At 32.3% G+C, this 26,429-nt stretch carries 24 protein-coding genes; 1 reads left to right on the top strand and 23 read right to left on the bottom strand.

The features are described from left to right. Positions 1–257 precede the first annotated feature (257 nt). From RBH29_RS05860 to gpr, 22 genes are all read right to left on the bottom strand, one after another. Positions 258–521 (bottom strand): stage V sporulation protein S, encoded by a 264-nt coding sequence (locus RBH29_RS05860; protein ID WP_306695840.1) that lies wholly within the window; start codon positions 519–521, stop codon positions 258–260. Between the two features lie 128 nt (positions 522–649). Next, on the bottom strand, positions 650–1,432 hold the full coding sequence (locus RBH29_RS05855) for a TIGR00282 family metallophosphoesterase (protein ID WP_306695839.1): 783 nt from the start codon (positions 1,430–1,432) through the stop codon (positions 650–652). 213 nt (positions 1,433–1,645) lie between these two features. Beyond that, positions 1,646–3,187 carry a ribonuclease Y gene (gene rny, locus RBH29_RS05850; RefSeq protein ID WP_459076760.1) on the bottom strand — a complete coding sequence of 514 codons (1,542 nt, stop codon included), beginning with the start codon at positions 3,185–3,187 and terminating at the stop codon, positions 1,646–1,648. A 249-nt stretch (positions 3,188–3,436) separates the two neighbouring features. Next, positions 3,437–4,132, bottom strand: coding sequence for an ATPase (locus RBH29_RS05845; protein ID WP_306695837.1), 696 nt, complete (start codon positions 4,130–4,132; stop codon positions 3,437–3,439). Between the two features lie 2 nt (positions 4,133–4,134). After that, the gene (folD, locus tag RBH29_RS05840) at positions 4,135–4,992 is read right to left on the bottom strand and encodes a bifunctional methylenetetrahydrofolate dehydrogenase/methenyltetrahydrofolate cyclohydrolase FolD (protein WP_306695836.1); all 858 of its coding nucleotides are present in this window, start codon (positions 4,990–4,992) and stop codon (positions 4,135–4,137) included. Positions 4,993–5,108: 116 nt separating this feature from the next. Beyond that, positions 5,109–6,983, bottom strand: coding sequence for a YgiQ family radical SAM protein (locus RBH29_RS05835; RefSeq protein WP_306695835.1), 1,875 nt, complete (start codon positions 6,981–6,983; stop codon positions 5,109–5,111). A 54-nt stretch (positions 6,984–7,037) separates the two neighbouring features. Continuing rightward, a complete protein-coding gene (locus RBH29_RS05830; RefSeq protein ID WP_306695834.1) occupies positions 7,038–9,395 on the bottom strand; it encodes an FtsK/SpoIIIE family DNA translocase in 2,358 nt (785 codons plus the stop codon). Positions 9,396–9,589: 194 nt separating this feature from the next. Next, the gene (locus RBH29_RS05825) at positions 9,590–10,387 is read right to left on the bottom strand and encodes a hypothetical protein (protein WP_306695833.1); all 798 of its coding nucleotides are present in this window, start codon (positions 10,385–10,387) and stop codon (positions 9,590–9,592) included. Between the two features lie 95 nt (positions 10,388–10,482). After that, a complete protein-coding gene (locus RBH29_RS05820) occupies positions 10,483–11,178 on the bottom strand; it encodes an RDD family protein (RefSeq protein WP_306695832.1) in 696 nt (231 codons plus the stop codon). Positions 11,179–11,364: 186 nt separating this feature from the next. Next, a complete protein-coding gene (locus RBH29_RS05815) occupies positions 11,365–12,078 on the bottom strand; it encodes a hypothetical protein (protein ID WP_306695831.1) in 714 nt (237 codons plus the stop codon). A 293-nt stretch (positions 12,079–12,371) separates the two neighbouring features. Then, positions 12,372–12,677 carry a hypothetical protein gene (locus RBH29_RS05810; protein WP_306695830.1) on the bottom strand — a complete coding sequence of 102 codons (306 nt, stop codon included), beginning with the start codon at positions 12,675–12,677 and terminating at the stop codon, positions 12,372–12,374. An 85-nt stretch (positions 12,678–12,762) separates the two neighbouring features. Continuing rightward, entirely contained in the window at positions 12,763–13,959 is a 1,197-nt protein-coding gene (locus RBH29_RS05805; RefSeq protein ID WP_306695829.1) for an acetate/propionate family kinase, read from the bottom strand. A 73-nt stretch (positions 13,960–14,032) separates the two neighbouring features. Continuing rightward, on the bottom strand, positions 14,033–15,022 hold the full coding sequence (pta, locus tag RBH29_RS05800; RefSeq protein WP_306695828.1) for a phosphate acetyltransferase: 990 nt from the start codon (positions 15,020–15,022) through the stop codon (positions 14,033–14,035). Positions 15,023–15,163: 141 nt separating this feature from the next. Further along, the gene (locus RBH29_RS05795) at positions 15,164–15,982 is read right to left on the bottom strand and encodes a tetratricopeptide repeat protein (protein ID WP_306695827.1); all 819 of its coding nucleotides are present in this window, start codon (positions 15,980–15,982) and stop codon (positions 15,164–15,166) included. A gap of 40 nt (positions 15,983–16,022) precedes the next feature. Then, entirely contained in the window at positions 16,023–17,450 is a 1,428-nt protein-coding gene (gatB, locus tag RBH29_RS05790; protein ID WP_306695826.1) for an Asp-tRNA(Asn)/Glu-tRNA(Gln) amidotransferase subunit GatB, read from the bottom strand. A gap of 13 nt (positions 17,451–17,463) precedes the next feature. Next, positions 17,464–18,921 (bottom strand): Asp-tRNA(Asn)/Glu-tRNA(Gln) amidotransferase subunit GatA, encoded by a 1,458-nt coding sequence (gatA, locus tag RBH29_RS05785; RefSeq protein WP_306695825.1) that lies wholly within the window; start codon positions 18,919–18,921, stop codon positions 17,464–17,466. A 14-nt stretch (positions 18,922–18,935) separates the two neighbouring features. Continuing rightward, positions 18,936–19,223, bottom strand: a complete 288-nt coding sequence (gene gatC, locus RBH29_RS05780) for an Asp-tRNA(Asn)/Glu-tRNA(Gln) amidotransferase subunit GatC (protein WP_306695824.1) — start codon at positions 19,221–19,223, stop codon at positions 18,936–18,938. A 157-nt stretch (positions 19,224–19,380) separates the two neighbouring features. Then, on the bottom strand, positions 19,381–19,929 hold the full coding sequence (locus RBH29_RS05775) for a hypothetical protein (protein ID WP_306695823.1): 549 nt from the start codon (positions 19,927–19,929) through the stop codon (positions 19,381–19,383). A 14-nt stretch (positions 19,930–19,943) separates the two neighbouring features. Beyond that, entirely contained in the window at positions 19,944–21,938 is a 1,995-nt protein-coding gene (ligA, locus tag RBH29_RS05770) for an NAD-dependent DNA ligase LigA (protein ID WP_306695822.1), read from the bottom strand. Between the two features lie 34 nt (positions 21,939–21,972). Further along, positions 21,973–22,668, bottom strand: a complete 696-nt coding sequence (locus RBH29_RS05765; RefSeq protein WP_306695821.1) for a M50 family metallopeptidase — start codon at positions 22,666–22,668, stop codon at positions 21,973–21,975. Positions 22,669–22,754: 86 nt separating this feature from the next. Then, entirely contained in the window at positions 22,755–23,639 is an 885-nt protein-coding gene (locus RBH29_RS05760; protein ID WP_306695820.1) for an N-acetylmuramoyl-L-alanine amidase family protein, read from the bottom strand. 212 nt (positions 23,640–23,851) lie between these two features. Continuing rightward, positions 23,852–24,847 carry a GPR endopeptidase gene (gene gpr / locus RBH29_RS05755; protein WP_306695819.1) on the bottom strand — a complete coding sequence of 332 codons (996 nt, stop codon included), beginning with the start codon at positions 24,845–24,847 and terminating at the stop codon, positions 23,852–23,854. Positions 24,848–25,077: 230 nt separating this feature from the next. On the opposite strand from gpr, the gene rpsT reads away from it, so the two are divergent. Continuing rightward, entirely contained in the window at positions 25,078–25,338 is a 261-nt protein-coding gene (gene rpsT / locus RBH29_RS05750) for a 30S ribosomal protein S20 (RefSeq protein WP_306695818.1), read from the top strand. A 40-nt stretch (positions 25,339–25,378) separates the two neighbouring features. On the opposite strand, the gene holA is transcribed toward rpsT, so the two are convergent. Next, positions 25,379–26,389, bottom strand: a complete 1,011-nt coding sequence (gene holA / locus RBH29_RS05745) for a DNA polymerase III subunit delta (protein WP_306695817.1) — start codon at positions 26,387–26,389, stop codon at positions 25,379–25,381. Positions 26,390–26,429 lie beyond the last annotated feature (40 nt).

The following is a 26,429-nucleotide window of genomic DNA, read 5'->3' as shown; positions in this document are numbered from 1 at the left end:
TATTCAACCCCTTCTCTTTTAAGTTTTTAATCTCAAAACTCATTTCTTTTGTTTATCTATAATATTTTTAATAATAATAAATTCGCTATTCTTTTTTACTGTTCATTATTAATCTAACCTATTATTGCCTTAAGGTCAATAACTATTTTTTCAATACTTTTTAAAAAAATTCTATGCTTAAAAAAAGATCAAATTCGAAAAGTTTTTATTAAAACCTTCCAAATTTGACCTTTAATTATAAAAAACATCCGGTCTAATTATTTCCTCGGCTCAATAATAAGCCTTATTGCCGTTTTTTCCTGTCCATCAATGTCGACTTCTGTAAAAGCGGGAATACATACTAGCTCAATTCCTAGCGGGGCAACAAAACCTCTTGCTATAGCTACTGCTTTAATAGCTTGGTTTAATGCTCCTGCTCCTACTGCTTGGATTTCAACTGTTCCTTCTTCTTTAACGAATCCTGTTAATGCTCCTGCGATAGAGTTTGGATTAGATTTTGCTGAAACTTTTAGGATGCTCATGGATTTTCTTACCCCCTTTTCTTGATGTACATAAATCATACATCAACAAAGCTTAATGACACTGAACTTGAATTACTACTACTTATTAATATTCTACAAAAACTTTAAAAATCCTCTTTTTGCATATACTACACTTCCAAGATTTTAAAAATCCTTTCTATATTAAGGGTTTTTCCAGTTTTGTCATCAATCTCAATATACACAGCATTAAATTGTGCCTTTCCTTGAGCAACTTCAAATCTCGCTGGCATATGTGTTATAAATTTATTTATAACTGTATCTCTTTTTACTCCAATAATACCTTCATAAGGCCCTGTCATTCCAACATCAGATATATATCCTGTTCCATAAGGTAATATCTTCTCATCAGCTGTCTGAACATGGGTATGGGTTCCTAAAACACAACTAACTTTCCCATCTAGAAACCATCCAAGGGCACATTTTTCTGAAGTCGCTTCTCCATGAATATCTACAACAATAGTTTTAACAAGATTTTTTAAATAGGCAACTTCTTTTTCTGCGGCTTTAAAAGGACAATCTATACTGTCCATATATACTCTTCCCATAAGGTTAAGTATTCCTACTTCACCTTTTTCACTTTTTATTATTGTAGAACCACGCCCTGGAAGTTCAGATGGATAATTTGCTGGCCTTACTATACATTTATCTGAAGAAATGAAATTTATAACTTCTTTTTTAGACCAAGTATGATTTCCAAGTGTTATACCTTGGACACCAGTTCTATACAATTCCTGAGCAACAACATATGTAATCCCGCTTCCACCTGCAGCATTTTCTCCGTTAGCAAAGAAAAAGTCTATCTCTCTCTCTTTTTTTAGCCTTCTAATCATTTCTTTTGCTACCTTTCTTCCAGGATTACCAAAAATATCTCCAATAAATAGTATGTTCAATGTATATCCTCCGTTTCTAGGCTTAAGCAAGATTTCCCACTCAACTTTATATAAGACATTCATAACTAAAAATAATAAGCGTGAATCACGCTTATTATTTTTAGTAGTCTATTTTTTTACATGCTTTTAAGACATTATATGAGTTATTTTCCAAAATTTTAGGTGGAGAACAACTCCACCTAAAATTTTATAATATACTCCACTTTTACTAATTTATTTAGCATACTCAATGAATCTAGTTTCCCTAATAGCATTTACCTTTATTTGACCTGGGTAATCAAGTTCATTTTCAATTTTCTTTACTATCTCTCTTGCAACTAAGGAAATTTCAGGATCGGATACCTCTTCAGGTTTAACCATAATACGTATTTCCCTTCCAGCTTGAATAGCAAAGCACTTATCAACTGAGTCAAAGGAATTAGCTATTTCCTCTAATTTCTCAAGTCTCTTGATATAAGACTCTAAAGTTTCTCTTCTTGCACCTGGTCTTGCTGCAGAAATTGAATCAGCAGCCTGTATTAAAACTGCTACCATTGTGGTTGCTTCCGTATCACCGTGGTGGGATGCAATGGCACTTACTATATCTACACTTTCTCTGTACTTCTTAGCCAAATCTGCACCAATAGTTACATGTGAACCTTCAACTTCATGATCTACAGCTTTACCTATATCATGAAGCAAACCAGCTCTCTTTGCCATGTTTACATCTCCTCCAAGTTCAGCAGCCATTATCCCTGCCAAATGAGCTACTTCAATTGAGTGAGTTAATACATTCTGACCATAGCTGGTTCTAAACTTTAGTTTTCCTAAAAGCTTAATTAATTCAGGATGTAAACCATGTACACCAGTTTCAAAAGTAGCGTTATCCCCTTCCTGCCTGATGGTATTTTCAACTTCTTTTTTAGCTTTTTCAACCATCTCTTCAATTCTTGCAGGATGTATTCTTCCATCGAGAATAAGCTTTTCAAGAGTTATTCTTGCAACCTCTCTTTTTATTGGATCAAACCCTGACAATATAACAGCTTCTGGCGTATCATCAATGATAAGATCAATTCCTGTCAATGTTTCTAAAGTTCTAATATTTCTACCTTCCCTACCTATTATTCTTCCCTTCATTTCATCGTTTGGCAGTGGAACAACAGAAACAGTAATTTCTGAAACATGATCTGCAGAACACTTTTGAATGGACATAGCAACTATTTCTTTTGCTTTTGAATCAGCTTCATCTCTTGCCCTAGCTTCAATGTCCTTAATTAGTATTGCCATTTCATGTCTAACTTCACTTTCAACATTTCTTAAAAGAACATCTTTAGCTTCGTCAACTGAAAGTCCTGATATTTTCTCCAACTCTTCCAGCTGTCGTTTTTGAAGTTCAACAGTTTTTTCTTCCAGCTCTTGAATTTCTTTGTTCTTTTTGCTTAAAACCTCTTCTTTTTGCTCTAATGTATCAATTTTTCTGTCCAAGGTTTCTTCTTTTTGAACAAGTCTTCTCTCCTGCCTTTGAAGGTCATTTCTTCTGTCTTTTATTTCTCTGTCAAGCTCAACCCTGCTTTTATGAACTTCTTCTTTAGCTTCAAGAAGTACTTCCCTTTTTTTACCTTCAGCTAACTTTTGCCCCTCGCTGACTATCTTTTTTGCTTCTTCCTCAGCACTGCCTATTTCAGCCTCTGCCTTTTTCCTTCTAAACTCAATTCCTTTTTTAAAACTTATTCCTGAAGCAATAATTGAAGCAATTACTGCAATTACTATACCAATACTTAATCCAATAATAAAATTAGCTATAGCACACACCTCCTTATTCAGTTTTCAATGGTCAAATTAATATGTTAAAAACTTTGTACATACACGTACTTTTTCATTTTAAACTTTTTTAAATTTTATGTCAAGAATCAATTAGCTTCCCCTTCTCTTATTTTATATCACATATAGAATTTTCCTTTATAGAAGCTCTAAAAAACAGTGTTTTATTAGTTCTTCTTAATTTATTAATTATAGGAAAAATAATTAATAATTTTTCAAAATTTCTGCTTCATCTGTTTTAACTATACTTACACCATCAACCATTTCAACTTTATACCATTTATCCGCCATTTCACTTAAATGTTTATTATGAGTAACCATTATTACCTGTCTTTTAAACATCAAAGTAACTTGCTTCAAAAATTCAGACACCTGTACAATGTAATCATCACTAACATGTTTTGCAGGTTCATCCAAAATAACAGGCCCTTTAATTTCATCATCACTGCATTCTAACATTGCAATTCTTATTGCCAGAGATATAATGTCTATTACACCTCCACCTCGTGCTTCCTGTGGCTTTGTTTTTATAACCTGTCCAGTAAAATTACTGATAACAAAAAACTCAGCTTCAGGTCTTCCCCTGACTTCATTAATTTCAATTCCAAACTCTAAATTAGTATCAAAAATATATTGAAGACAGTTGGTCACCAGCGACTCTATCTGAATCCTAGCCTGCTCTCTTGCAAACTCTGAAACTCTTCCTAGAAGTATTCGAACTTTCTCTAAAAGCTCTATATTGTCAATACAGCTTTGAAGAGTTTTTTCAAGCTTTAATCGCTGTTCCGTCAATTGTTCTTTTCTACCCTTTTGTTTGTAATAATAGTTTTTTATTTTGTCATGTTTTCTTCTGATATCCTGAAGTTCTGTTTGATATCTTAGAATACTTTCTTTTAGCAATTCTAAATACCTTCTTTCTGAAGTATAGCAGCTTTAACTGTATTTTTCATAAGCATTGCAATGGTCATAGGACCAACCCCTCTTGGAACTGGAGTTATTGCTGAAGCCACACCACTTGCTGTTTCAAACTCTACATCACCTACAAGCTTTTTTCCTTCTAATCTGTTAATACCTACATCTATTACCACTGCACCAGGCTTTATAATATCTCCCTTTATAAATTCAGGTTTTCCCACAGCTGCTATTACAATATCAGCATTTTTAACCTTTTTTTCAATGTCTTTTGTTTTTGAATGGCATACTGTAACTGTTCCATTTTGAGCCAACAAGAGCATAGCCATTGGCTTACCAACAATATTACTTCTTCCTACCACTACACATTCTTTACCTGTAATATCAATTCCACTTTCTTTTATTAGTTCCATAACACCAGCAGGAGTACAGGGTAAAAATACAGGATTTCCCGTCATAAGTTTTCCTACATTTATTGGATGAAAAGCATCCACATCTTTTTTAGGATCAATTGAATTAATCACTCTATCTTCATTAATTTGCTTAGGCAACGGTAGTTGAACCAGTATTCCATTAACTTTTTCGTCATTATTTAATTTATGTATTAATTCAATTAACTCATCTTCACTAACATATTCACTTAGGGCATATTCAAAAGATTCTATTCCAATGTTTTCACAGGACTTCTTTTTTGAATTTACATATACCCTAGATGCAGAATCATCCCCTACAATTACAACAGCTAACCCTGGTAAAATTCCTTTTTCTTTAAGCGTCTCCACTTCTGATTTTAACTCACTCTTTATTTTTGTTGCCAATTCTTTTCCGTTTAATACCTTTCCAGCCATTTTTACCTACCTCTCTTTTGTTTTTAATGCTAAACCTAAGATATTTTATCTGATTTTGCATTTAATTTTATCCCTCTCTGATAGAAGGTTTATCTTATACTCTTAACGCTTTCATTTTATTTCATTCTCTTTCTATTGTCAATTTTCCTCTTTCTTCTCTTTCTTTTCAATGGTTTTATAAGACACTTTTTTCCAAACCCTATTAAATCTTCTCTGCCAGCTTTTTTTAAAGCCTCAAAAACAATTTTATAGTTTTCTTTTTTACGATACTGAAGCAGTGCTCTTTGCATTGCCTTTTCTTTACCTGTTCTTGGCACATAAACTTTTTTCATTGTACGAGGATCTAGTCCTGTATAAAACATGCACGTTGACAGTGTCCCCGGTGTTGGATAAAAATCCTGTACCTGCAAAGGTGTATAGTTTAAATCCCTTAAATATTCTGCAAGTTCTATTGCCGCATCAAGATCACTTCCTGGATGGCTGGATATAAGATATGGCACCAGATACTGCTCTTTACCAAGCTCTTTATTTATTTTGTAGAATTTTTTTGAAAATCTATCATATACCCTTCTATCAGGCTTCCCCATTTTGTCCAAAACACGTTGAGATACATGTTCTGGAGCAACTTTTAATTGTCCGCTTACATGATGCTCACATAATTCTTTAAAGAATTTATCATTTTTATCTAACATAAGATAGTCATAGCGTATTCCCGAGCGAATAAAAACTTTTTTTATCTCAGGAATATTTCTCACTTCTTTTAAAATTTCCAAATAGTCATCATGATCTGCCTGTAAGTTTTTACAAGGAGCAGGATAAAGGCACTGTCTTTTTTTACAAACTCCATTTTTTTCTTGCTTGACACAGGACCGATTTCTAAAATTTGCTGTCGGTCCTCCTATATCATGTATATATCCCTTAAAGTCAGGACTCCATATTATTTTTTTTGCTTCATTTACTATTGACGCCTTACTTCTTTTCTGTATAACTCTTCCCTGATGAAAATTCAATGCACAAAAAGAACATCCACCATAACACCCTCTATGGCTCGTTATACTAAATTCCACTTCATTTATTGCAGGAATCCCTCCATCTTTTTGATATTGGGGATGATAAGTTCTCTCATAAGGCAGTGAGTATATTCTGTCCATCTCTTTTTCGGTTAGAGGCATTCCTGGAGGATTTTGCACTAAAAATTGTTCTTTATGGGGTTGTATCAATGTTTTTCCATTAAAGGAATTCTGCTCATTGTACTGAGTAATAAAAGCCTTGGCATACTCATTTTTATTTTTTGAAACTTCCTCAAAAGATGACAACAACTCGTAACTATCTTTACTTTTACCTTCGTACAGAAATTCTTTTATTGAATTTGGAAGATTTTCTTTTCTTGAAATATAGGCAGTTCCATTTATATCTTTTATTTTGCTTATTGGAGCTCCTTTATCTAAAATAGCAGCAATTTGCAGTACAGACTTTTCACCCATTCCATACATTAAAAGATCTGCCCTAGAATCTGCAAGTATTGAACGCCTCACCTTATTATCCCAGTAATCATAATGTGCAAATCTTCTTAAACTTGCTTCAATTCCACCTATTATAACAGGAACATCTTTAAATAGCTCTTTTGCCTTGTTTGTATAAACCATTACAGCTCTGTCAGGTCTTTTATGTGACTTTCCCCCTGGAGAATATAAGTCCTTACTCCTAGGTTTTTTACTTGCTGTATAGTGATTTACCATCGAATCTATAACTCCTGAGGAAATAAGCACTGCAAGTCTGGGCTTTCCCAGTTTCAAAAAATCTTCATTTTTCCTCCAATTAGGTTGTGCTATTATGCCAACTCTATATCCTTCACTTTCTAAAACTCTTGTTATTATTGCATGTCCAAAGCTTGGATGGTCTACATATGCATCTCCACTAATATATAAAAAGTCCAGCTGCTCCCATCCTCTTTCAATCATATCTTTTTTTGTCATAGGTAAAAAACTCATTTATTCACTCCAAAACACTTTATATTATTCTAAACACCTTATATAAGGTTCACTTTAATTGTCATTTCTCATTTCAAGCTCCTGAAGCTGAAGCTTGGTAATTAGTACTTGTCTTGGTTTACTTCCTTCAAAACCTCCTACAATGCCTCTTTCCTCCATCTGATCCACAATCCTAGCTGCTCTTGCATATCCAACTTTAAACTTTCTCTGAATCATAGATACAGAGGCTTGACCTGCTTCAACAACAAGTTCAATTGCCTGTGGTAATAGTTCATCACTATCACCTGAATCTTTATCCATTACTTCTCTTTCAGTATTAATCTCCTCTATTATATCCTCATTATATTCTGCATCACCTTGGGATTTAATATACTCTACAACTCTTTCAACTTCTTTGTCAGATACAAAGGCTCCCTTTACTCTAACTGGTTTTGGCTCCCCTACTGGATAAAAAAGCATATCTCCCTTTCCAAGAAGCTTTTCAGCACCTGACATATCAATTATAGTTCTTGAATCCACCTGAGAAGAAACCGAAAAGGCTATCCTAGATGGTATATTTGCCTTAATCACACCTGTTATTACGTTCACTGAAGGTCTTTGTGTGGCAATTACAAGATGCATTCCCGCAGCACGTGCCATTTGAGCTAATCTACATATTGCATCTTCCACATCATTTGGTGCAACCATCATTAAATCAGCAAGTTCATCTATAATTATCACTACCTGAGGTAAAGTTTCCTCACCTTCATCTGTATTTACCACATCATTATACCCCTTAATATCTCTCACACCCTTTTGGGCAAAAAGCTTATACCTCTCTTCCATCTCCTGAACAGCCCAGTTTAATGCCCCTGCTGCCTTTTTAGGTTCTGTAACAACAGGTATTAACAGATGGGGAATTCCATTATATATACCCAGTTCAACCACTTTAGGATCAATCATTAAAAGTTTAACTTCATTTGGAGAGGACTTGTATAAAAGACTTATAATAAGACTGTTAATACAAACACTCTTTCCAGAACCTGTGGCTCCAGCCACCAATACATGAGGCATTTTTGCTATATCTGCTACAGTGTTTTGACCTGAAATATCCTTTCCCAATGAAAAAGCAAGTTTAGAATCATACTCTTTAAATTCCCTAGACTCTATAACATCTTTTAAAAGCACCGGTACCATTTTTTCATTTGGCACTTCAATCCCAATTGCAGCCTTTCCTGGAATAGGAGCTTCCATTCTTACTCCTGAAGCTGCAAGATTTAAGCATATATCATCTGATAATCCTACAATTTTACTCACCTTTACACCTGCACTAGGCTGCAATTCATATCTTGTAACAGCAGGTCCCATACTCACATTTATTACTTTTGCATCTACACCAAAACTCTTTAATGTTTCCTCAAGTTTTTTTGCCCCTTTTAATGCAGATTTTCTACAATTAACAGCATCACTGCTTATTGTGGAACCATCATCTAAAAGCTCTAAATAAGGATACTTATAATCAATATTGGTTTTAGTTTTTGAATTTATCTCCTTATTAACACTATCTGCAATTTTTTCTACAGCCTCTGAAGAATTCTCGCTTTTTTTAATATCTTTTACTATAAAATCCACTTCTTTATTTTCAACATCTACTTTTTCTAATACTTCACCTTCTTCTAAAGAACCATCCTCTTTTTGATTTTCTTTTTTATTCTTTTTCTTACCTCTATTTATATCAACTACTTTGGGCAATCTTTCACCATTCATAACAATATCAGGTTCATCAGTTTCTTCTATAAGTTCATTTTTTATTTCTTTATCACTTAATTTTAATTTGTTTTCCACTTTTTTAACTAAACTTAAAATGCCGTTTTTAATTTTAACTATAACTCCTGCAATGGATATATTCGTAATAAGGATAACATTTATTATTCCAGCTGTAGTAAGGATAATTATAGTGCCTAACTCTTTAAACATTAAAAGAAAAGGAATACTTATCAATCCGCCTAATACTCCTCCACCAGCTAAGTCTCTCCCATTTACGTAAAAATCTTTTATACTAGAAATCACACCCTTTTGGTGATAATCACCTTCATCGTAAAAACCTGTCTGGACTAGGGCAGATACTAAAAGTACAAGTATAAAACTATAACTTATTTTTAAATTTAAATCACGATTATTCTTTTTAAAAATAATAAAAAATGAATAAACTATTATCAAAGGCGATACAAAAAAACCTGGTGCTCCCATAAACCCTAAAATAATATTTTTAACATAAGATCCAAAAGGCCCCATTGAGTCCTCAAAAAAGATACTTGAAAAGACTATTAGACCTGCTGCTAGCAATAATATGCCTACTATTTCATGATTATATTTTTTTATTCCCTTTTTCTTTTGGGTATTTTTTTTCTTTCTTATTTTTTTCGATTTCACTTAATGCACCTCCAAAAATAACTCAATAATGTACTAACCCTTAGGTTATCAAGTTCACCATCAAAAGACAAGAAAAAACTTTAGCTTCTTCTTGCCTTTTAATCAATTGAAATATTTAAATACTTAGGAATGCCTTAAAAATAGCACCCTATTTTAAAGGACAAAATCTCTATGATTTAATAACCTTCTAACCTTTATCTTGAATCATCATTTTTTAATGATATTGCATATGATATAAGACCGACAAAAATAAAACTTGCACCTATTAATTCAACAGATTCTTCAATCCAAAAATCTACAAGATAAAATCCTAAGCTAACTGAATACCATGCCGCCCTTTCAGTGACAGAAAAAAAGTTCATAATTCCCTCTCCTAGGCGTTGATACCAGTGTCCAATATTTCGTGTAGCAGATGCAAAGGATGCCAAACCATAGGCACAATAACCTATCAGTAGAAAAATTACACTTTTTTTGCATTTTACAGACTTCAAAAGTGATTTTCCATGCATAATCAAAGGAAAAAGCATTAAGAAACCTAAAAAAGCATAAAAGATAAGTTCTGTAGCGATGGCATAGGGATTAGAATTTGAACCAGTATATTCAGAATAAAATAGAATGCTTACAGCCTTAGACATAAGATGCCTAATATTACCTGCATCTTCCATGAGCATAAGAGCCATTCCAAAACCTAGCATTAGAAAACATCTTGATAATTGTTTGTTTTTGATATGCAATCCACTTATAACTCCACATGCAAGTACACTTAAAGAAAGAAAAGACCACTGAAATATTTCAGTTGGACCTCCTTCTGTAAACATATAAATCCAAACCAAGGCAATATCAATGTCCTTTGAAGCTAACCTTGAAACTAACCAGTCTGATAATCCTCCTAAATTCAACAAATCAATAGCAATAACCATTGACCAAGTAACAAAAAGATACGTCAAAACTGCAATAACTATAATTTCTGGCAACTTTAATTTTTTTTTCATTTGTGTTTTCCTCTCTGTTTTATGTTATATTTAAATGACAAGTTTTGTATTACAGAAAAATATCTTCTTTCTGTAATACAAAACCGATAAATCAATTACATAGAAACTACAGAAGTTATGCTTTTAATATCTGGATAGAAAAAACTAATAAAAAATATACCACATGCAATTGAAAAAACGAATATTAAAACTCCCAGCCATGCATATGATGAACTGTTAGCAGGTTTTCCACCTCTATAACAATTTAATTCCTTTGCTAGGGCCACTTGTTCACTATATGTCCTAAGACCCCTTCTTTTCATTTCCTCAAATAAATTTACATTTGGATTCACATTGTTTGAGCGAACTACCTTTCTTTTTTTCTTTTGCATAACAATTGTATCTGATGCTATGTCATGTACTGCTTGTTTATTTTTTGTAAAAATTGAAATGATGAAAAATACAACAGGAACTATTTGAGTCAAAGTAGCCAAAACCTTAATAGATGATCTTATTAAAGCATCAAAAACACTGCTTTTTTTACAGGAAACAACCTCAAGATTTAAAATTAGCTTTCCAGGAGTGCTTGAAAATTTAGAAGACAAAAAAACAATTTCATAAAATAAATACACTAAACCAATAGTTAGGTAAACTAAAGCCACATCATTGACATCCCTCTCTAAAAACCCCTTAATAGGTATGTCCCTTCCTAACATGTGCAAAACCGTTACAATGCCTGTATAAACACCTGTCACAATAATAATGTCAAAAAAATATGCCCAAAACCTCCTTGATAACTTACTAACCTCCATAATATTCCTCCTTACCCCTAAAAATATATAAATAAATTTATTTATTGACTATATTATATACACAACTATATTTTATCAGATATCATTTAGAGTTGTCTATTGTTTTTATCTTTTTTTAAAAACTCTTTATGGCGGATTGTTTTTGTTATCAAAAAGGTTCATTTTTTTAATTCTATGTTTAAAAATCTAACCAGTACCTGTAATTCTATAGTTAATATTTTGACTCCCTGAAAGTTTTTCTATCCAATAAATACTATCTTTAGCGGATTTACCAAAAACAAGCCTGTATACTGGATTATTAAGCTTCTTTTTAAACAATTCTTTTTTCTCATTAAGCTGCACAACAAATTCTTGAAAGCTAAATGCACTGTTATTAAACATATTTTTCATACAGTAAAAGTTTGTATTTGGTATCGCTGAACATATTCTACTAAACAGCTTTCTTTTAAATAAAGGTGAATCTTTAATAAAGGATCCATCATCTAATATTCCTAAACCTATTAAATCAGAAACAACTGTAGTACAATTTTTACTTAATATCTTATAATCCATATTAAGATCAATAATTGCTTTACCATAATATTCTTTTTTATAGTGTTTATGTAATTCCGAAGCTCTTTTAAAGGCCACATTAAAATCACCTTTTACGTAAAGGCTTGTATCAAAAGATGTTTCATATTTTTTGTTGAAATCTTCTAGACTTTTTAAGTATTTTTTATTTACGCGACTTAAAACTACCCCTGGTAATGTGTACTGAAAAAAGTACCAATCTCCTTTTGGACTTTGGATTAAAAGGCAGGTGTCTCCAAATACAGCTACATAATTGGCACTATACTTTTGTAACACAACCACGCCTTTTGAGGCATTCTTATTCATTACTTTTTTAAAATTATAATTCATAACCTTACACATCCTAGTACAAAACAACCTTTACACTCCATACCGGTTGGAGCTTTCTTAAAGCAATTGTTTTATGTCTAGTTTCCCCTTGATTAAAATTTTTCAAGTAAAATATATTATGTAATACAATTATCTTTTGTTATTTATATAATACCATAAAATATTAAATATTTTCAACTATTTTTACAAGTAAAAAATTTCTTATTTTTTTATAACCTTCAATATATATGAAAAAATCGTCTTAAAGTGAACTAGTTTAGCTAAAGCTAAACATAGATTTATGTAGTCAAACGCTAGTACTTATGGTGACAAAATGGACATCTTGGATAATCAAAGTCATGCTCTGTAAAACATTTAGGGCAAGTTTTTTTAGGCAACTTATGCCTGTCTTCATCAAAAGAAATGTTAAGCTGCTTTTCTAGAAAGCGTACTCTTTCAAGTAAATCTCCAATAGTAATTAAAGCAACACCCATTACAATGCTCAAAAAAGTACTTAAGACAGTTACCATTGGTGAATAAACACTGCTACTATGCGTTAAAAACACTACAAGTGATATTATGATAATACCACCACCGGATATACTGAACAATTTCTTCATTAACTCACTCCTCGCCTAAAACCTAACCTTTTTATCCGAAGTTAAAAACCAAAGTTTTTAGCTTCGGGTAAAAAGACAAAGGCAGCTACTTACGCATTAATTGTAAAGTCTCTCTTGCAATAGAAAGTTCTTCATTTGTTGGTATTATAAAAGTTCTCACTTTTGCATCTTTTGTACTTATATCTATTTCTTCTCCTCTAACTTTATTCTTTTCTTCATCAATTTTAATGCCCATAAAATCCATTTCATTTAATATTCTTGTTCTTACATAGTCATTATTTTCTCCTATGCCTGCAGTAAATATCACTACATCAACACCATTCATAGTGGCTGCATAATCTCCAATAAAGCCCTTTACTTTGTGACAAAATATATCTAAAGAAAGTTTTGCCCTATCATTTCCAGATTCAGCTGCTTCCTGCACATCTCTAAAATCACTGCTAATTCCTGAAACTCCAAGAACTCCAGATTTTTTATTTAAAAAGTCACTTATTTCTTTAACTGTCATCCTTTCTTTTTCCATTAAAAATGATATAACCGCTGGATCAATAGTACCACTTCTAGTTCCCATACACAAACCTTGAAGAGGAGTAAAACCCATAGAAGTATCTACCGATTTTCCATTTTTAATAGCACAAATGCTGGCACCATTACCTAAATGACAGGAAATAATTTTTAATTCTTCTAATGGTTTATTTAATATTTTAGCTGCTCTTTCAGCTACATATTTATGTGATGTTCCATGAAATCCATATCTTCTCAGCCCATACTTTTCATATATTTCAAATGGAAGAGCATAGATATAAGCATGTCTTGGCATTGTTTGATGAAAAGCTGTATCAAAAACAGCAACCATTGGAACATCTGGCATGATGTGCTTACAAGCCTCTATTCCTACAATATTTGAAGGATTGTGGAGAGGAGCAAGTTCAACACACATCTCTATTGCTTCCATTACTTTATCATCAATAACTACAGACTCCTTAAACTTTTCACCTCCATGTACAACACGATGACCTACCGCAGCTATTTCTTCCATACTACCAATTACACCAATTTCATCATCAGTTAAAGCATCTATCACTTCCTGTATAGCTAACTTATGATTATACAGGTCTTTTTCAATAACAACAGCATTTTCCCCCACTCGTGAGTGCTTTAAAAAAGAGTGCTCAAGTCCTATTCTATCACATACACCTTTTGCAAGTACATCTTCATTAGTCATATCAATTAACTGATACTTTAATGATGAACTCCCTGTGTTAATAACCAATATTTTCATTTTAAAATACTCCTCTCTTCATAAATTTACTGAAGCTCCTATTTTTCAACTCTAAAACATACTATTTTTTTACTCAATTTTGAGCTTGAATAGCAGTTATTGCTACCACTCCAACAATATCTTCTGCACTACAACCTCTTGATAAATCATTTACAGGCTTTGCTATTCCCTGAGTAATAGGTCCATATGCTTCTGCATTTGCCAATCTTTGGGTTAACTTGTATGCTATATTTCCACTGTTTAAGTCTGGGAAAATCAATACATTTGCATACCCTGCAACATCACTTCCAGCTGCCTTTGACCTAGCTATAGCAGGTACTAATGCTGCGTCTGCTTGAAGTTCTCCATCAATAGAAACATCTGGAGCTTTTTCTTTTGCCAATTTAGATGCTTTAATTACTTTTTCAGTTGACTCACTTTTCGCACTTCCATGGCTGGAATAGGAAAGCATTGCAACTTTTGGCTCTTCCTTTATAATGGTTTTAAAAGACTCGGCCGAAGCTACTGCTATTTCTGATAACTGATCTGAATCTGGATTTTCCACCAATCCACAATCAGAAAAAATAAAAGTTCCATCTTTTCCGTAAGTACATTCAGGTACAGACATTACAAAGAAAGATGAAACAAGTTTTATTCCTGGTGCAGTTTTTAATATTTGAAGTGCAGGTCTTAGTGTGTTTGCCGTTGAATTTACAGCACCTGCTACCATTCCGTCCGCCTCTCCTTTTTTTACCATCATCACTGCAAAGTAAAGAGGATTTTTCATAAATTCACAAGCCTGTTCTAAAGAAATACCTTTAGCTTTTCTCAGTTCATAAAAAGTTTTAGAATACTCTTCACCTTTATCCGACTTTAGCGGATCCTCTATTTTTACTCCTGAAAGATCTAAATCACCTGCCAATTCTAAAATTTTACTTTCCTCACCAACAAGTACAACATTTGCTATCCCCTGTTTTTGGATTACAGACGCAGCTTTTATAACTCTCACATCTGTGCTTTCAGGCAATACAATTGTTTTAACATCTGATTTTGCACGTTTAATTAATTTTTCAATAAAATCCACAACATCTACCCCTTTCTAAATAGGAAACAACCTTAATTATATACAAAATGTTTATTGTATACAAGATTGTATATTTGTTTTTTAATGCGGTAAAAATCATTTGACCTCAAATATTGTCGTTTATTTAGCTTTTTCGTGCTTTTATTGCTGTTTGGATATAAGATGCTCTATTTCTTCTAATTGACTCTTCATTTCTTCTTTTGTTAAATTGCTTAAAAATGATACATTGTAATTATTACCTTTTTTTATGATTTCTAGAGCGTCCTCTAATTTATCAAGCTTTTTCAAAACAAGACTGTAATTGTAATAAGCCTCTGGAAATTGTGGTTTTAACTTCATTAGTTCTTTATAAATCTCATCTGATTTAGAAAAATCCTCAATCAAATAATAAACATATCCTAAGTTATCAAGTATAATTGGATCAGCATCATCATAATCATATGCCTCTTTATTAAATTCAAGAGCTTTTTTTAAATCTCCTTTTAATATATAAAGATAACCTAAGCTTCCATAGATAACTGAACTTTCATATTCAGAAAAAACCTCTTCTAATAGCTCAATTGCCTCATCAATTTTTCCATCTTTCCATAATACCAGAGCATAATTAGACTTTGCTTTTCTCTTGCTGTCTTCATCAATATTTGAACCAATCATTTCCTTAAATACTTCTGAAGCTATGTCAATCTTGCCTGCTTTAAGCAGTAGATAACCATATGTTATTTTAGGTCTTGTATTTTGAGTTGTTTTTGAGGCTTTTTTAAAAAGACCAATTGCCTTTTCCATCTCTCCTTTGTTATGAGCTTTAGTTGCAAATACTTCATAGAATATACTTCTATTTGAAAAAAACATGTAAACAACAAATACTCCTAGAACCACTCTTCCAAGTACAGGGTTAAACAAAAATGAGAAAAAAACCGCTGCCATCGAAAGAACTATTTTAATTGGAAATTTCTTTTTCATTACTATCTCAAACCTTTCAATAAATTTATACTTTGTACACTCATCCTAATTCATTTTTAAGTATTTTGTTTGCAATTTTAGGATCTGCTTTTCCTTCTGTCTCTTTCATAACCTGTCCCATTAAAAATCCAAAAGCTTTTTTCTTGCCGATTTTATAGTCTTTTACAGATTTAGAGTTTTTCTTTAAGACTTTTTCAACAATGTTAAGCATTTCTTTTTCATCACTTATCACTTCAAGACCCTTTTCCTTTACTATAATCTCAGGATCTTTAACATTAGTGAACATTTCTTCAAAAACCTTTTTCCCAATTGTTCCACTTATTGTTCCATTATCAATTAATGTTATGAGCTTTGCAAGGTGCTCTGGAGAAAAAGGTACTTCTTCAATTTCCATCTGTCTTTCCTTTAAAACTCTTAAAACCTCACCCATTATCCAATTACTTGCTGATTTAGCATTTTTGCTTTTCACAGCAGTTTTTTCAAAAAAGTCCGCTAAAACCTTTGAACTGGTAAGAATAGAAGCGTCATATTCAGGAAGCAGAAAATTGTGTATATATCTCTTTTTTCTGTCTTCTGGAAGCTCAGGAAGATTATTTTTGATTTTTTCTTTCCACATTGCATCAACTTCAATCGGCATCAAATCAGGTTCAGGAAAATATCTGTAGTCATGAGTCTCTTCCTTGCTTCTCATTGAATAACTCGTCTCTTTCTCATCATCCCACCTTCTAGTCTCTTGTGAAATAGCTCTGCCTTCTTTAATTTCTTTAATCTGTCTAGCTGCTTCACCTTCAATTGCTCTTACAATAGCTTTAAATGAATTTAAATTTTTCATTTCAGTCCTTGTACCAAATTTACTTTCACCTTTCCTTCTTACAGAAAGATTTACATCTGCTCTCAATGAGCCCTCTTGCATTTTACAGTCAGATACATTGATGTACTCTAGTATTGCCTTTAAGTTTTCTAAATAGGTTTTTACTTCATTAGCTGAACGCATATCAGGTTCTGACACAATTTCTATAAGAGCAATTCCACACCTGTTATAGTCTACTAAGGATGCAGCCCCATCTTCATCATGCATAAGTTTTCCTGCATCTTCTTCAATATGTATTCTGGTAATACCTATTCTTTTTTGTTCACCCTCTACCTCTATAGTTACATATCCATGATAACAAAGAGGTAAATCGTACTGGGATATTTGATATGACTTTGGAAGGTCTGGATAAAAATAATTTTTTCTATCCTGCTTACTGTACTCGGCAATATTACAATTTGTAGCTAAACCAGCCTTAACTGCATACTCAACCACTTTTTCATTTAAAACTGGAAGCGTCCCAGGCATACCTGTACAAATTGGACATGTATGTGTATTTACATCTCCACCAAACTCTGTTGTACAGGAACAATATATTTTAGATTTTGTTGAAAGTTCTGCATGAACTTCAAGGCCTACAACAATTTCATACTCCATTACACTGCTCACCTCAAATCCTGGCTCTATTTTTATGAAAATCAGTATTTTGTTCAAAAGTATATGCTACTCGAAGTAATGTACTCTCAGCCAAAGGCTTTCCAATAAGTTGCAAGCCTATGGGAAGATTATCCTTATCAGTTCCACATGGTATGGATAATCCCGGAAGTCCTGCAATATTTGCCGCAGCAGTATATACATCACCTGAATACATTTTTAAAAGATCTTTTTGTTCACCTATTTTATTAGCAGTTGTTGGTGATGTAGGTCCTATTATAACATCATATTTATCAAAAGCCTTTGTAAAATTGTCCTTTACAAGTGTCCTCACTTTAAGAGCCTTTTTATAATATCGGTCATAATATCCAGAACTTAATGCATAGGTACCAAGCATTATTCTTCTTTTGACTTCTCTTCCAAAACCCTCGCTTCTGCTCTTTCTGTACAGATCTGAAAGATCTTTGTATTCCTTTGCTCTATGTCCATATTTTATTCCATCATACCTAGCAAGATTAGAACTTGCTTCTGCTGAAGAAATAATATAATATGCTAAAATTGCATACTCAGTAATTGGAAGGGAAAACTCTTCACACTCTGCTCCAAGTTCTGTTAAAACCTTTGCTGCATCTAGAACAGCTTTTTTAACTTCAGGATTAACTCTACCTGAAATATATTCTTTTGGTATTCCTACTACCATACCTTTAATGTCATTAATTAATGCTCTGGTATAGTCAGTATATCCAATATTTAAAGATGTAGAGTCCCTTTCATCATGTCCTTGTATTGCATTTAAAACCAAAGCACAATCAGTCACATCTTTAGTTATAGAACCTATTTGATCTAAAGAAGGTGCTAATGCAACCAGTCCATAACGTGAAACCAACCCATAAGTAGGCTTCATTCCTACAACACCACACAGTGAAGCAGGTTGCCTCACCGAGCCACCTGTATCAGTACCTAAAGAGAATGCTGCCAGTCCTGCCGAAACTGAAGCTGCTGATCCTCCACTTGACCCTCCAGCTACTTTTTCAAGGTTCCAAGGGTTTTTGCAAGGTTTATAAAAGGAATTTTCTGTAGAACTCCCCATTGCAAACTCGTCCATATTAAGCTTTCCCATAAGAACGGTATCTTCTAAAAAAAGCTTATTATACACAGTTGCATTATATGGTGGCACAAAATTATCAAGCATTTTAGAAGCACATGTAGTTTTAATGCCTTCTGTGCATATATTGTCCTTTAATGCCATTGGAATACCGCTAAGGGGGAATTTTGCAATTTTTTTGTCAATTTTCTCCTGAATAATTTCTGCCCGCTTAATTGCTTTTTCTTCTACTATTGTTATATAGCTTCCTATTTCTTTGTCAACTTTTTTTATTCTATCAATTGTAGCTTTAGTTAACTCCCTCACACCAAGTTTTCTGTTTTTTATCAAATTACTCATCTGGTGTACTGTAAGTTCATGTAAATCCACTTTATGTCCTCCAGTTATTCAACAATTTTAGGTACTTTAAAGCATCCATCTTTTTTTTCTGGTGCGTTTTTTAATATTTTCTCTCTTTTAAAATAGTCTTCCACTTTGTCTTCTCTAAATACATTTTTTAGTTGTATAACATGTTGGGTAGCTTCAACATATGAAGTTTCTAATTCATCTAATTTATCAACATATGAAATAATCTTTTCCATATCAAGAATTAACTCTTCTTTTTCTTTATCTGTGAAATTAAGCCTTGCAAGATTTGCAACATGCTCTATTGTATCTTTTGTAACTTTCAATTGTACTACCTCCCATTCCATAACCTATTATATAAAACCATATATGCCACGTCAATTATTGTTACTTAAATGTATGTGTAAATTTTTTATAAATGAAAATATGGAAGAAACATTGTAAAAATCCCATCTAAAACTTCTATTTAGCTAAAGGTTTTATTTATCTATCTAACAAGCTGATAAGAGTCTGTCCTATTTCATTATTGTCTGCATAGCAACTTAAAACTTTGTTACTTTTATTAGAATTAAAATCATAAGACCCATCTGACCATCTTCTGGTCTTATTAAAAACCAACCCTGTATTTTTCTTAAAGTATACAGATATGCTCTTTTTACCCTTAGAAAACCCTCTCCAATTTTTACTATTTAGAATTTTCATAAGTTTCACATCTGAACAAAAATTTTCACTGTTACACATAGCCAAAGTCTTTCTTATAAAATTACCTAGTTCATCTTTTTTATACGGAGAAAATAAAAATTGTGGCTCTTCTACAGCCCTTCCAACACCATATTTATCTTTTGCATAGGGAATAACAATTACATTTTTTCTCCTATCAAAAAAGACGCTTACACTTCCATACTCAATTTTAGAAACTGTCTTTTTTCTTAAAAGCTGCTCTTTTTTCCCCGAAGCCCAAAGGAAATAAGCAGTTACAATAAGGACAATTATTAGTATTAAAATAAAAATATATATAATATATTCTCTCATAAATTTATCCTTTATCACTCTTTAGTCATTTGTAAAAAATCATTTTCATCAATTATTTTTACTCCAAGTTTCTTTGCCTTTTCCAACTTACTACCCGCTTCTTCCCCTGCTAAAACATAGTCTGTCTTTTTAGAAACACTTCCAGAAACCTTTCCTCCAAAGCTCTTTATTATTTCTCCTGCCTCATTTCTCTTTAAATTCTCAAGAGTCCCTGTTAAAACAAATGTTACACCTTCAAACCTAGCATCATTTAGTTTTCTTTTTCCCTTACTCTTTAAATTAACTCCTGCCTTTTTAAGCTTATCTATTGTATCATCTGTTTGTTGCTGCTTTAAAAAAATACTCAGACTTTCTGCCATTTTTTCACCAAATTCAGGTATCTTTGCAAAATCTTCCACAGAAGCCTTTCTCATATCATCTATAGATTCAAAATTTTCGCCTAAAAGTTGTGCAGCTCTGAGTCCTATATGTTTTATGCCAAAACCATTTATAAGTTTGTCAATATTATTGTCTTTAGTTTTTTCAATTGATTTTAAAAGATTTTCTACTGATTTTTCTCCCATCCTATCTAACTTTAAAAGTTCATCTTTTGATTCTTTTAAATAGTATAAATCCGCTATTCCCTTAATAAAACCTTTTTTAAGCAATACTTCAATTATGGCAGGCCCTAAACCATCAATATTCATTGCATCTCTTGATGCAAAATGAATAATGCTTCTATAAAGCTGTGCAGGACATTCAATACCAGTACATCTATGTGCCACTTCCCCTTCTTCCCTTACTACATCTGCATCGCATTCAGGGCATTTTTGCGGCATAACAAAGGGCTGCTCTTTTCCACTTCTTTTTTGTTCTATAACTTCTATAACTTCTGGTATTATGTCTCCAGCTTTTCTTATTTTTACGCTGTCACCAATGCGAATATCCCTTTCTTCGATATAATCCATATTATGAAGAGTCGCTTTGCTTACAGTTGTACCTGCAATTGGTACAGGTTCTAATACGGCATTAGGAGTAAGAACTCCCGTCCTTCCTACATTAACCCATATTTTTTTTATCACGGTTTCTTTTATCTCAGCAGGATATTTATAAGCTACTGCCCATTTTGGAGCTTTTGAAGTACTTCCTAACTGCTCCCTTTGATCTAATGAATTGACTTTTACAACTGCACCGTCAATTTCAAAGGGCAGTTCTGCTCTTTCTTCACCAATTCTATTTATTTCTTCTACAACCTCTTTTATATTCTTACACACTCTGTATCTAGGGCTAACTTTAAGTCCTGCTTCTTTCATGAATTCTAGGGATTCACTGTGAGTCTCAAAACTTCTTCCCGATATATCCTGTACATTAAAAATAAAAATATCTAACTTTCTCAAACTGGCAATCTTAGGGTCAAGTTGTCTTAACGAACCTGCAGCAGCATTTCTAGGATTGGCAAAAACTGCCTGTTCTAATTTTTCCTGATGCTCATTTACTTTAACAAAGTCTTTTTTTGATATAAAAACCTCTCCCCTTACCTCCAATAGAGGTAATTTATGTTTTAATGAAAGAGGAATTGACTTTATTGTTTTTAAATTTAATGTTACATCTTCCCCTATAAATCCATCTCCTCTAGTAGCTCCTTTTACAAACATTCCATTTTCATATTTTAACGAGACAGATAAACCATCTATTTTTTTTTCAACAACATATTCAACATCACCATCAATAGCTTCCCTGACTCTTTTATCAAAAGCATATATCTCCTCTTTGTTAAAGACATCTGAAAGACTTTGCATATGTACTTTGTGTTCAACCTTTTCAAAGCCAGACAAAGGCTCTCCACCTACTCTCTGAGTAGGTGAATCCGGTGAAATTAAATCAGGCCTTTGACTTTCAAGGTCTTCTAATTCTTTATAAAGTTTATCATATTCGTAATCACTTATTTCAGGTGAGTCCTCTACATAATACTTATAGTTATAATAATTTATTGTATCTTTTAATTTCTGTATCCTCTCTTTAATGTTCAAAAAACCTTCCCTCCAGTTAAAACTTAAATTAAATTTATCTTCTTGAACGTCTTGACGGTTTTATTAATAACATGTTAAATAAAAGCACACTGATTACAAGCCAAATCATTGCCCACACTAAAGGTGGCAAAGGCGTTATTTCACTTAATTTTACAATGTACTCCGGTGGAGCACTTCTCCAACTGCTAACTATATTAAATCTTTGATTAATGGTAAGCAAAATAGTATCAACAAATGTATCATACATAATATACACAATAGATGATATGCCTACTATGTCAATCACCCATTCATCCAATGAATTATTTCTAATCATATATAAAATAATAATAATAGCAACAAAAAATATTATATATATCCAAGTAAATTGAAGTGCTGGATTAATGATAGAAAACATCATGTATATAATCGCTATAATACCAAGCAAATAATTTTTAACACGGGTTTTTTTCAGTCCCATTATTATCACAAAAAACAGAGCACTGCTTATGTACCCACCATTTAAAACAAGAAAAGAAGAAAACCAGCCTTGAACACTTAACATTGTGACACCAAGATTTTCAAATGTAGCTGAAAAAGCTTCCTGTCCATATCCAGAAATAAAGGCTATAAAAGAATAACCTATTTTATGAAAGAATATAGACAGTATTCTTATAGGTCTTAGTATAAACTGATTCCATAATATAATTATAGCAACAAGTATAAAAATATATCTCCACAAGTGTTTCATTATTAAAACCTCAAAGTATTAGTATTTTTAATTATATAATATATAATTAAAGGTGGCAAGAATTTATAGCTTTATTATTCTTAAAATCATTTTTGCACTCTCCAAACTCCTTCTTCATCTACTTTAGCCTCCATCACTTCAAGTGCCTCAAAAACTGAATCTGCCAAAGCCTGAGCTGCTTTTTGTTTAAACTCATCCTGCCTTAGCAATTCCCTGTCTGAAGCATTTGTCACATATGCAATTTCAGCTATAACTGCAGGCATAGCTGTTTTTCTTAACACAGCCAGATTAGGTCTATGAAGGGTACCATTATCAATGGTATTTAATGTATTTACCAAGTTTTTTTGCACAATAGAAGCAAACTTCTGACCATCCATTTTGCTGTAAACCGGGGTTTGGGGGGCACAATAAAGGGTCTCTGTGCCCCTGTAATTGGGATTTCCCGGCATTGCATTATTGTGTATGCTTACAAATAAGGTAGCATCTAAAGTATTTGCTATAAAAGCCCTTTCATCAAGTGAAACATCTTCATCTTCTGTTCTGGTATAAACTACATTTATACCAGCTTCTTCTATTATAGGTCCCATCCTAAGAGATATATCTAAATTTAAGTCCTTTTCAAGCATATCCCTATAATACGTACCTAAATCCTCTCCACCATGACCTGGATCAATTACAACAATAACTTCATCATCTTCTATTTCTTCTTCAATCATTAATTCCCTTATTAAATCCATTAATGATTCTTCATTTTCGTCATCATCTTCTTTGGTGCTATCTTGTCCATTTTCTATATAGCTGTTATCTTGATACTCATTTGCTTCTAGTTCAAGATTCTCCTCTTTACTATTAAAGGCACTGCCAATTATAACACCTAAAATAAATACCATTAAAAAAACCAAAAGTTTCTTTTTGCCTGATAATTTCAAATAATAACTGTGAATTTCATTCAATAATTTAATTAACCTCATACATACACCCCATTTGATAAAATTTAAAAACTAAATTTTTCATTTACTTGTCTATATATTTATTATCGAACAATTTTATCAATTTGTCCATATTCTATTTTTTTCATAAGTTGCATTTTTTTCATATAATCTTTTTATGTTCTAAAATAACCGTCTCACTAACAGGGGAAGGATAACTTGTTTATTATCCACAAATTTTTATTACAGAAAAATCACTGTAAGTATCTGTTCACATCATCTAAGTTTATACCTTGATGTAGTGCAATATTTAGTCCATTTGCTATTACTTTTGCAACCCTGTCAATGACATCATCAATTTCTTTAGGTGTTACAATTAAATTCCCAACATATGGCTGTAACACTTCCTGTATCAATTGATATTTGTCACCTCTGTCTATATTCTTTAGCATATTGTAAAAATCTTTTTCTTCTTTAGACTCATTTATTAGGCTGTCTATCACTTTGTCAATTGTATCATTAGCCATTGTTGCCGCATCAACAACAGTGGGAACTCCTATTGCTATAACAGGTGCCCCAAGAGTTTCTTTAGAAAGTGCCATACGCTTGTTTCCAACTCCTGACCCCGGTGAGATACCTGTATCTGCTATTTGAATGGTTGTATTTACACGCTCCATTCGTCTTGAAGCCAGTGCATCTATTGCTATGACTACATCAGGCTTTACCCTGTCTACAATTCCTCTAATTATCTCACCTGTTTCAATACCTGTAATCCCCAGCACACCAGGTGCTACTGCACATACAGGCCTCACCCCTTCGTCTACTTCTTTAGGAATATATTCTAACAAATGTCTTGTAACCATAAGTTCTGATAGGGTTTTTGGTCCTAGAGCATCTGGCGTAACATTCCAATTCCCTAATCCAACCACTAAAATTGTAGAATTTGAATTCAAATTTAATATTCTGTCAAATTCCTTTGCTAAAGCTTTACATGTATCTTCATACAAAGTTTGATCATTTTCTTTTAGCTTTGGAACTTCCAGTGTAACATAATTGCCCATTGGTTTTCCTATTGCCTCTTCTCCTACAGGCGATGTCACCTTTACTCTTGTTATCTTTATATCCTCAGTACCACTGTTATCCACATCAACGCCTGGTGGATCTTTTTTTTCATTTAACTCTTTTTCTTTTATCAGTTCATGAGCCTCTAAAACCAAATCAGTTCTAACATTTTTACTCAAATCAATCATTCCTTTCGTAATTAATTTATATATCAACTATTATTTTTTCATATAATTTAGAAATAATACCTAATAAATAAAAAATCAACACATTAGCTATAAAACTCATTTTTCATCAAATATTCCCTAAATAATAACTAAGCTTTTTCAACGCAAACAAAATGAATAATTTCCCTTGCAATTTAGATATATTCATGATAAAATGATTTTTGTTAATTAACTCGCAGGAGGTGAATGAGTTGCCAAATATAAAATCTGCTATGAAAAGAGTTCGTATAACAGAACATAAAACACTTAAAAACAATATAAGAAAATCGTCTTTGAGGAAAAAAATAAAAAAGTGTAAGGAAGCTATTGCTGGTTCAGATGCAAAAGCTGCAGATAGTTTTAAGGATGCTGTAAAGGCTATAGATAAGTCAGTGGCTAGAAATGTTGTTCATAAAAACACTGCTGCGAAAATGAAATCTAAACTTGCAAAAGCCTTAAATTCTACTAAATAAATAAGAAAACGTACAAAAAGTACGTTTTTTTTATTTGTTTTTATTCTGCTAATTTATAAATAAGAATTTCTGTTGCTATTCTATCATTTATCTTTCCTGTCTTTATCGCTAAATCAAGCTCCATTGCTTCTTTCATGCCATCTTTAACTTTGTCAGTAGAAAGACTTCTTGCCTGACTATATATTTTGTTTCCTACATAGGGAGTTATCTTCATTTTAGAACATGCTGCTTTTTTGTCTAACCCATCATTGCACAAAAGTTTCATCTGAAGTATAAGCCTTAGCTGTCTGGCAATCATAAAAAGTATTTTAGGCAACGGCTCTTTCAACATAATCATATCATTTAAAAGCTTTAATGCTATATTTATTTTTTTCTCAGCAACTGCATCTACTAAATCAAATATTCTGCTTTTAATAGACTTTGTACAGACTTTATCAATATCTTTAATTTCAACGTTTTCTTTTTCACCTAGAAAAGATACCAATTTTTCTATTTCATTTAATATTTCAACCATCCCAGGTTCACTTATGCTTACTAAATAGGATGCGGTATTTAAATCAATTCTCTTTTTGTAAGACTTTAATACTTTAATAACCCACTTAACTAAATCTGGTTGCTTTGAATATGAAAATTCAACCAAAAGTCCATTCTTTTTAATACTGCCAACAATCTTTAGCCTTTTATCAATGCTCTCTTCATAAAATATCAAACATGTATACGGTGGAACATTTTCTAGATATTTAGACAATTGGTCATTTTCACTGCTTTTTGACTTTGAACCACCCTTTTTATTAAACTTACCTGACTTTTTTACAACAACAAGCTTTTGCTGTGAAAAAACTGGCATAGTCTCACATGCTTCTATTATTTTATCAACTTCTGCATTTCCATCTAATACTATTTTATTAAGGTTTGTAACATCATCTTTTAAGATAATATCTTCAATCTTTTCTATATAATATTTTTTTAAATATTCTTCTTCTCCATAAAAAATATATAGATTTTTTAAATTATTTTTCTTTATTTCTTCCTTCAACATTTTAACACTCATACTATAACACCATACCTACCTTTAATTTGCTTAAAAATAA

It is taken from the genome of Herbivorax alkaliphila, from assembly GCF_030848475.1.
In the GTDB taxonomy this organism is placed as follows: Bacteria; Bacillota; Clostridia; order Acetivibrionales; family Acetivibrionaceae; genus Herbivorax.
This window is presented reverse-complemented; position numbering and strand designations above follow the sequence as displayed.

Excerpts from the sequence above, each read along its gene's own strand:
- RBH29_RS05860 (WP_306695840.1), bottom strand. The coding sequence starts at position 521 with ATGAGCATCCTAAAAGTTTCAGCAAAATCTAATCCAAACTCTATCGCA.
- folD (WP_306695836.1), bottom strand. The coding sequence starts at position 4,992 with ATGGCTGGAAAGGTATTAAACGGAAAAGAATTGGCAACAAAAATAAAG.
- RBH29_RS05835 (WP_306695835.1), bottom strand. The coding sequence starts at position 6,983 with ATGAGTTTTTTACCTATGACAAAAAAAGATATGATTGAAAGAGGATGG.
- RBH29_RS05825 (WP_306695833.1), bottom strand. The coding sequence starts at position 10,387 with ATGAAAAAAAAATTAAAGTTGCCAGAAATTATAGTTATTGCAGTTTTG.
- RBH29_RS05820 (WP_306695832.1), bottom strand. The coding sequence starts at position 11,178 with ATGGAGGTTAGTAAGTTATCAAGGAGGTTTTGGGCATATTTTTTTGAC.
- RBH29_RS05815 (WP_306695831.1), bottom strand. The coding sequence starts at position 12,078 with ATGAATTATAATTTTAAAAAAGTAATGAATAAGAATGCCTCAAAAGGC.
- RBH29_RS05810 (WP_306695830.1), bottom strand. The coding sequence starts at position 12,677 with ATGAAGAAATTGTTCAGTATATCCGGTGGTGGTATTATCATAATATCA.
- RBH29_RS05805 (WP_306695829.1), bottom strand. The coding sequence starts at position 13,959 with ATGAAAATATTGGTTATTAACACAGGGAGTTCATCATTAAAGTATCAG.
- RBH29_RS05795 (WP_306695827.1), bottom strand. The coding sequence starts at position 15,982 with ATGAAAAAGAAATTTCCAATTAAAATAGTTCTTTCGATGGCAGCGGTT.
- gatB (WP_306695826.1), bottom strand. The coding sequence starts at position 17,450 with ATGGAGTATGAAATTGTTGTAGGCCTTGAAGTTCATGCAGAACTTTCA.
- RBH29_RS05775 (WP_306695823.1), bottom strand. The coding sequence starts at position 19,929 with ATGAGAGAATATATTATATATATTTTTATTTTAATACTAATAATTGTC.
- RBH29_RS05765 (WP_306695821.1), bottom strand. The coding sequence starts at position 22,668 with ATGAAACACTTGTGGAGATATATTTTTATACTTGTTGCTATAATTATA.
- RBH29_RS05760 (WP_306695820.1), bottom strand. The coding sequence starts at position 23,639 with ATGAGGTTAATTAAATTATTGAATGAAATTCACAGTTATTATTTGAAA.
- gpr (WP_306695819.1), bottom strand. The coding sequence starts at position 24,847 with ATGATTGATTTGAGTAAAAATGTTAGAACTGATTTGGTTTTAGAGGCT.
- holA (WP_306695817.1), bottom strand. The coding sequence starts at position 26,389 with ATGAGTGTTAAAATGTTGAAGGAAGAAATAAAGAAAAATAATTTAAAA.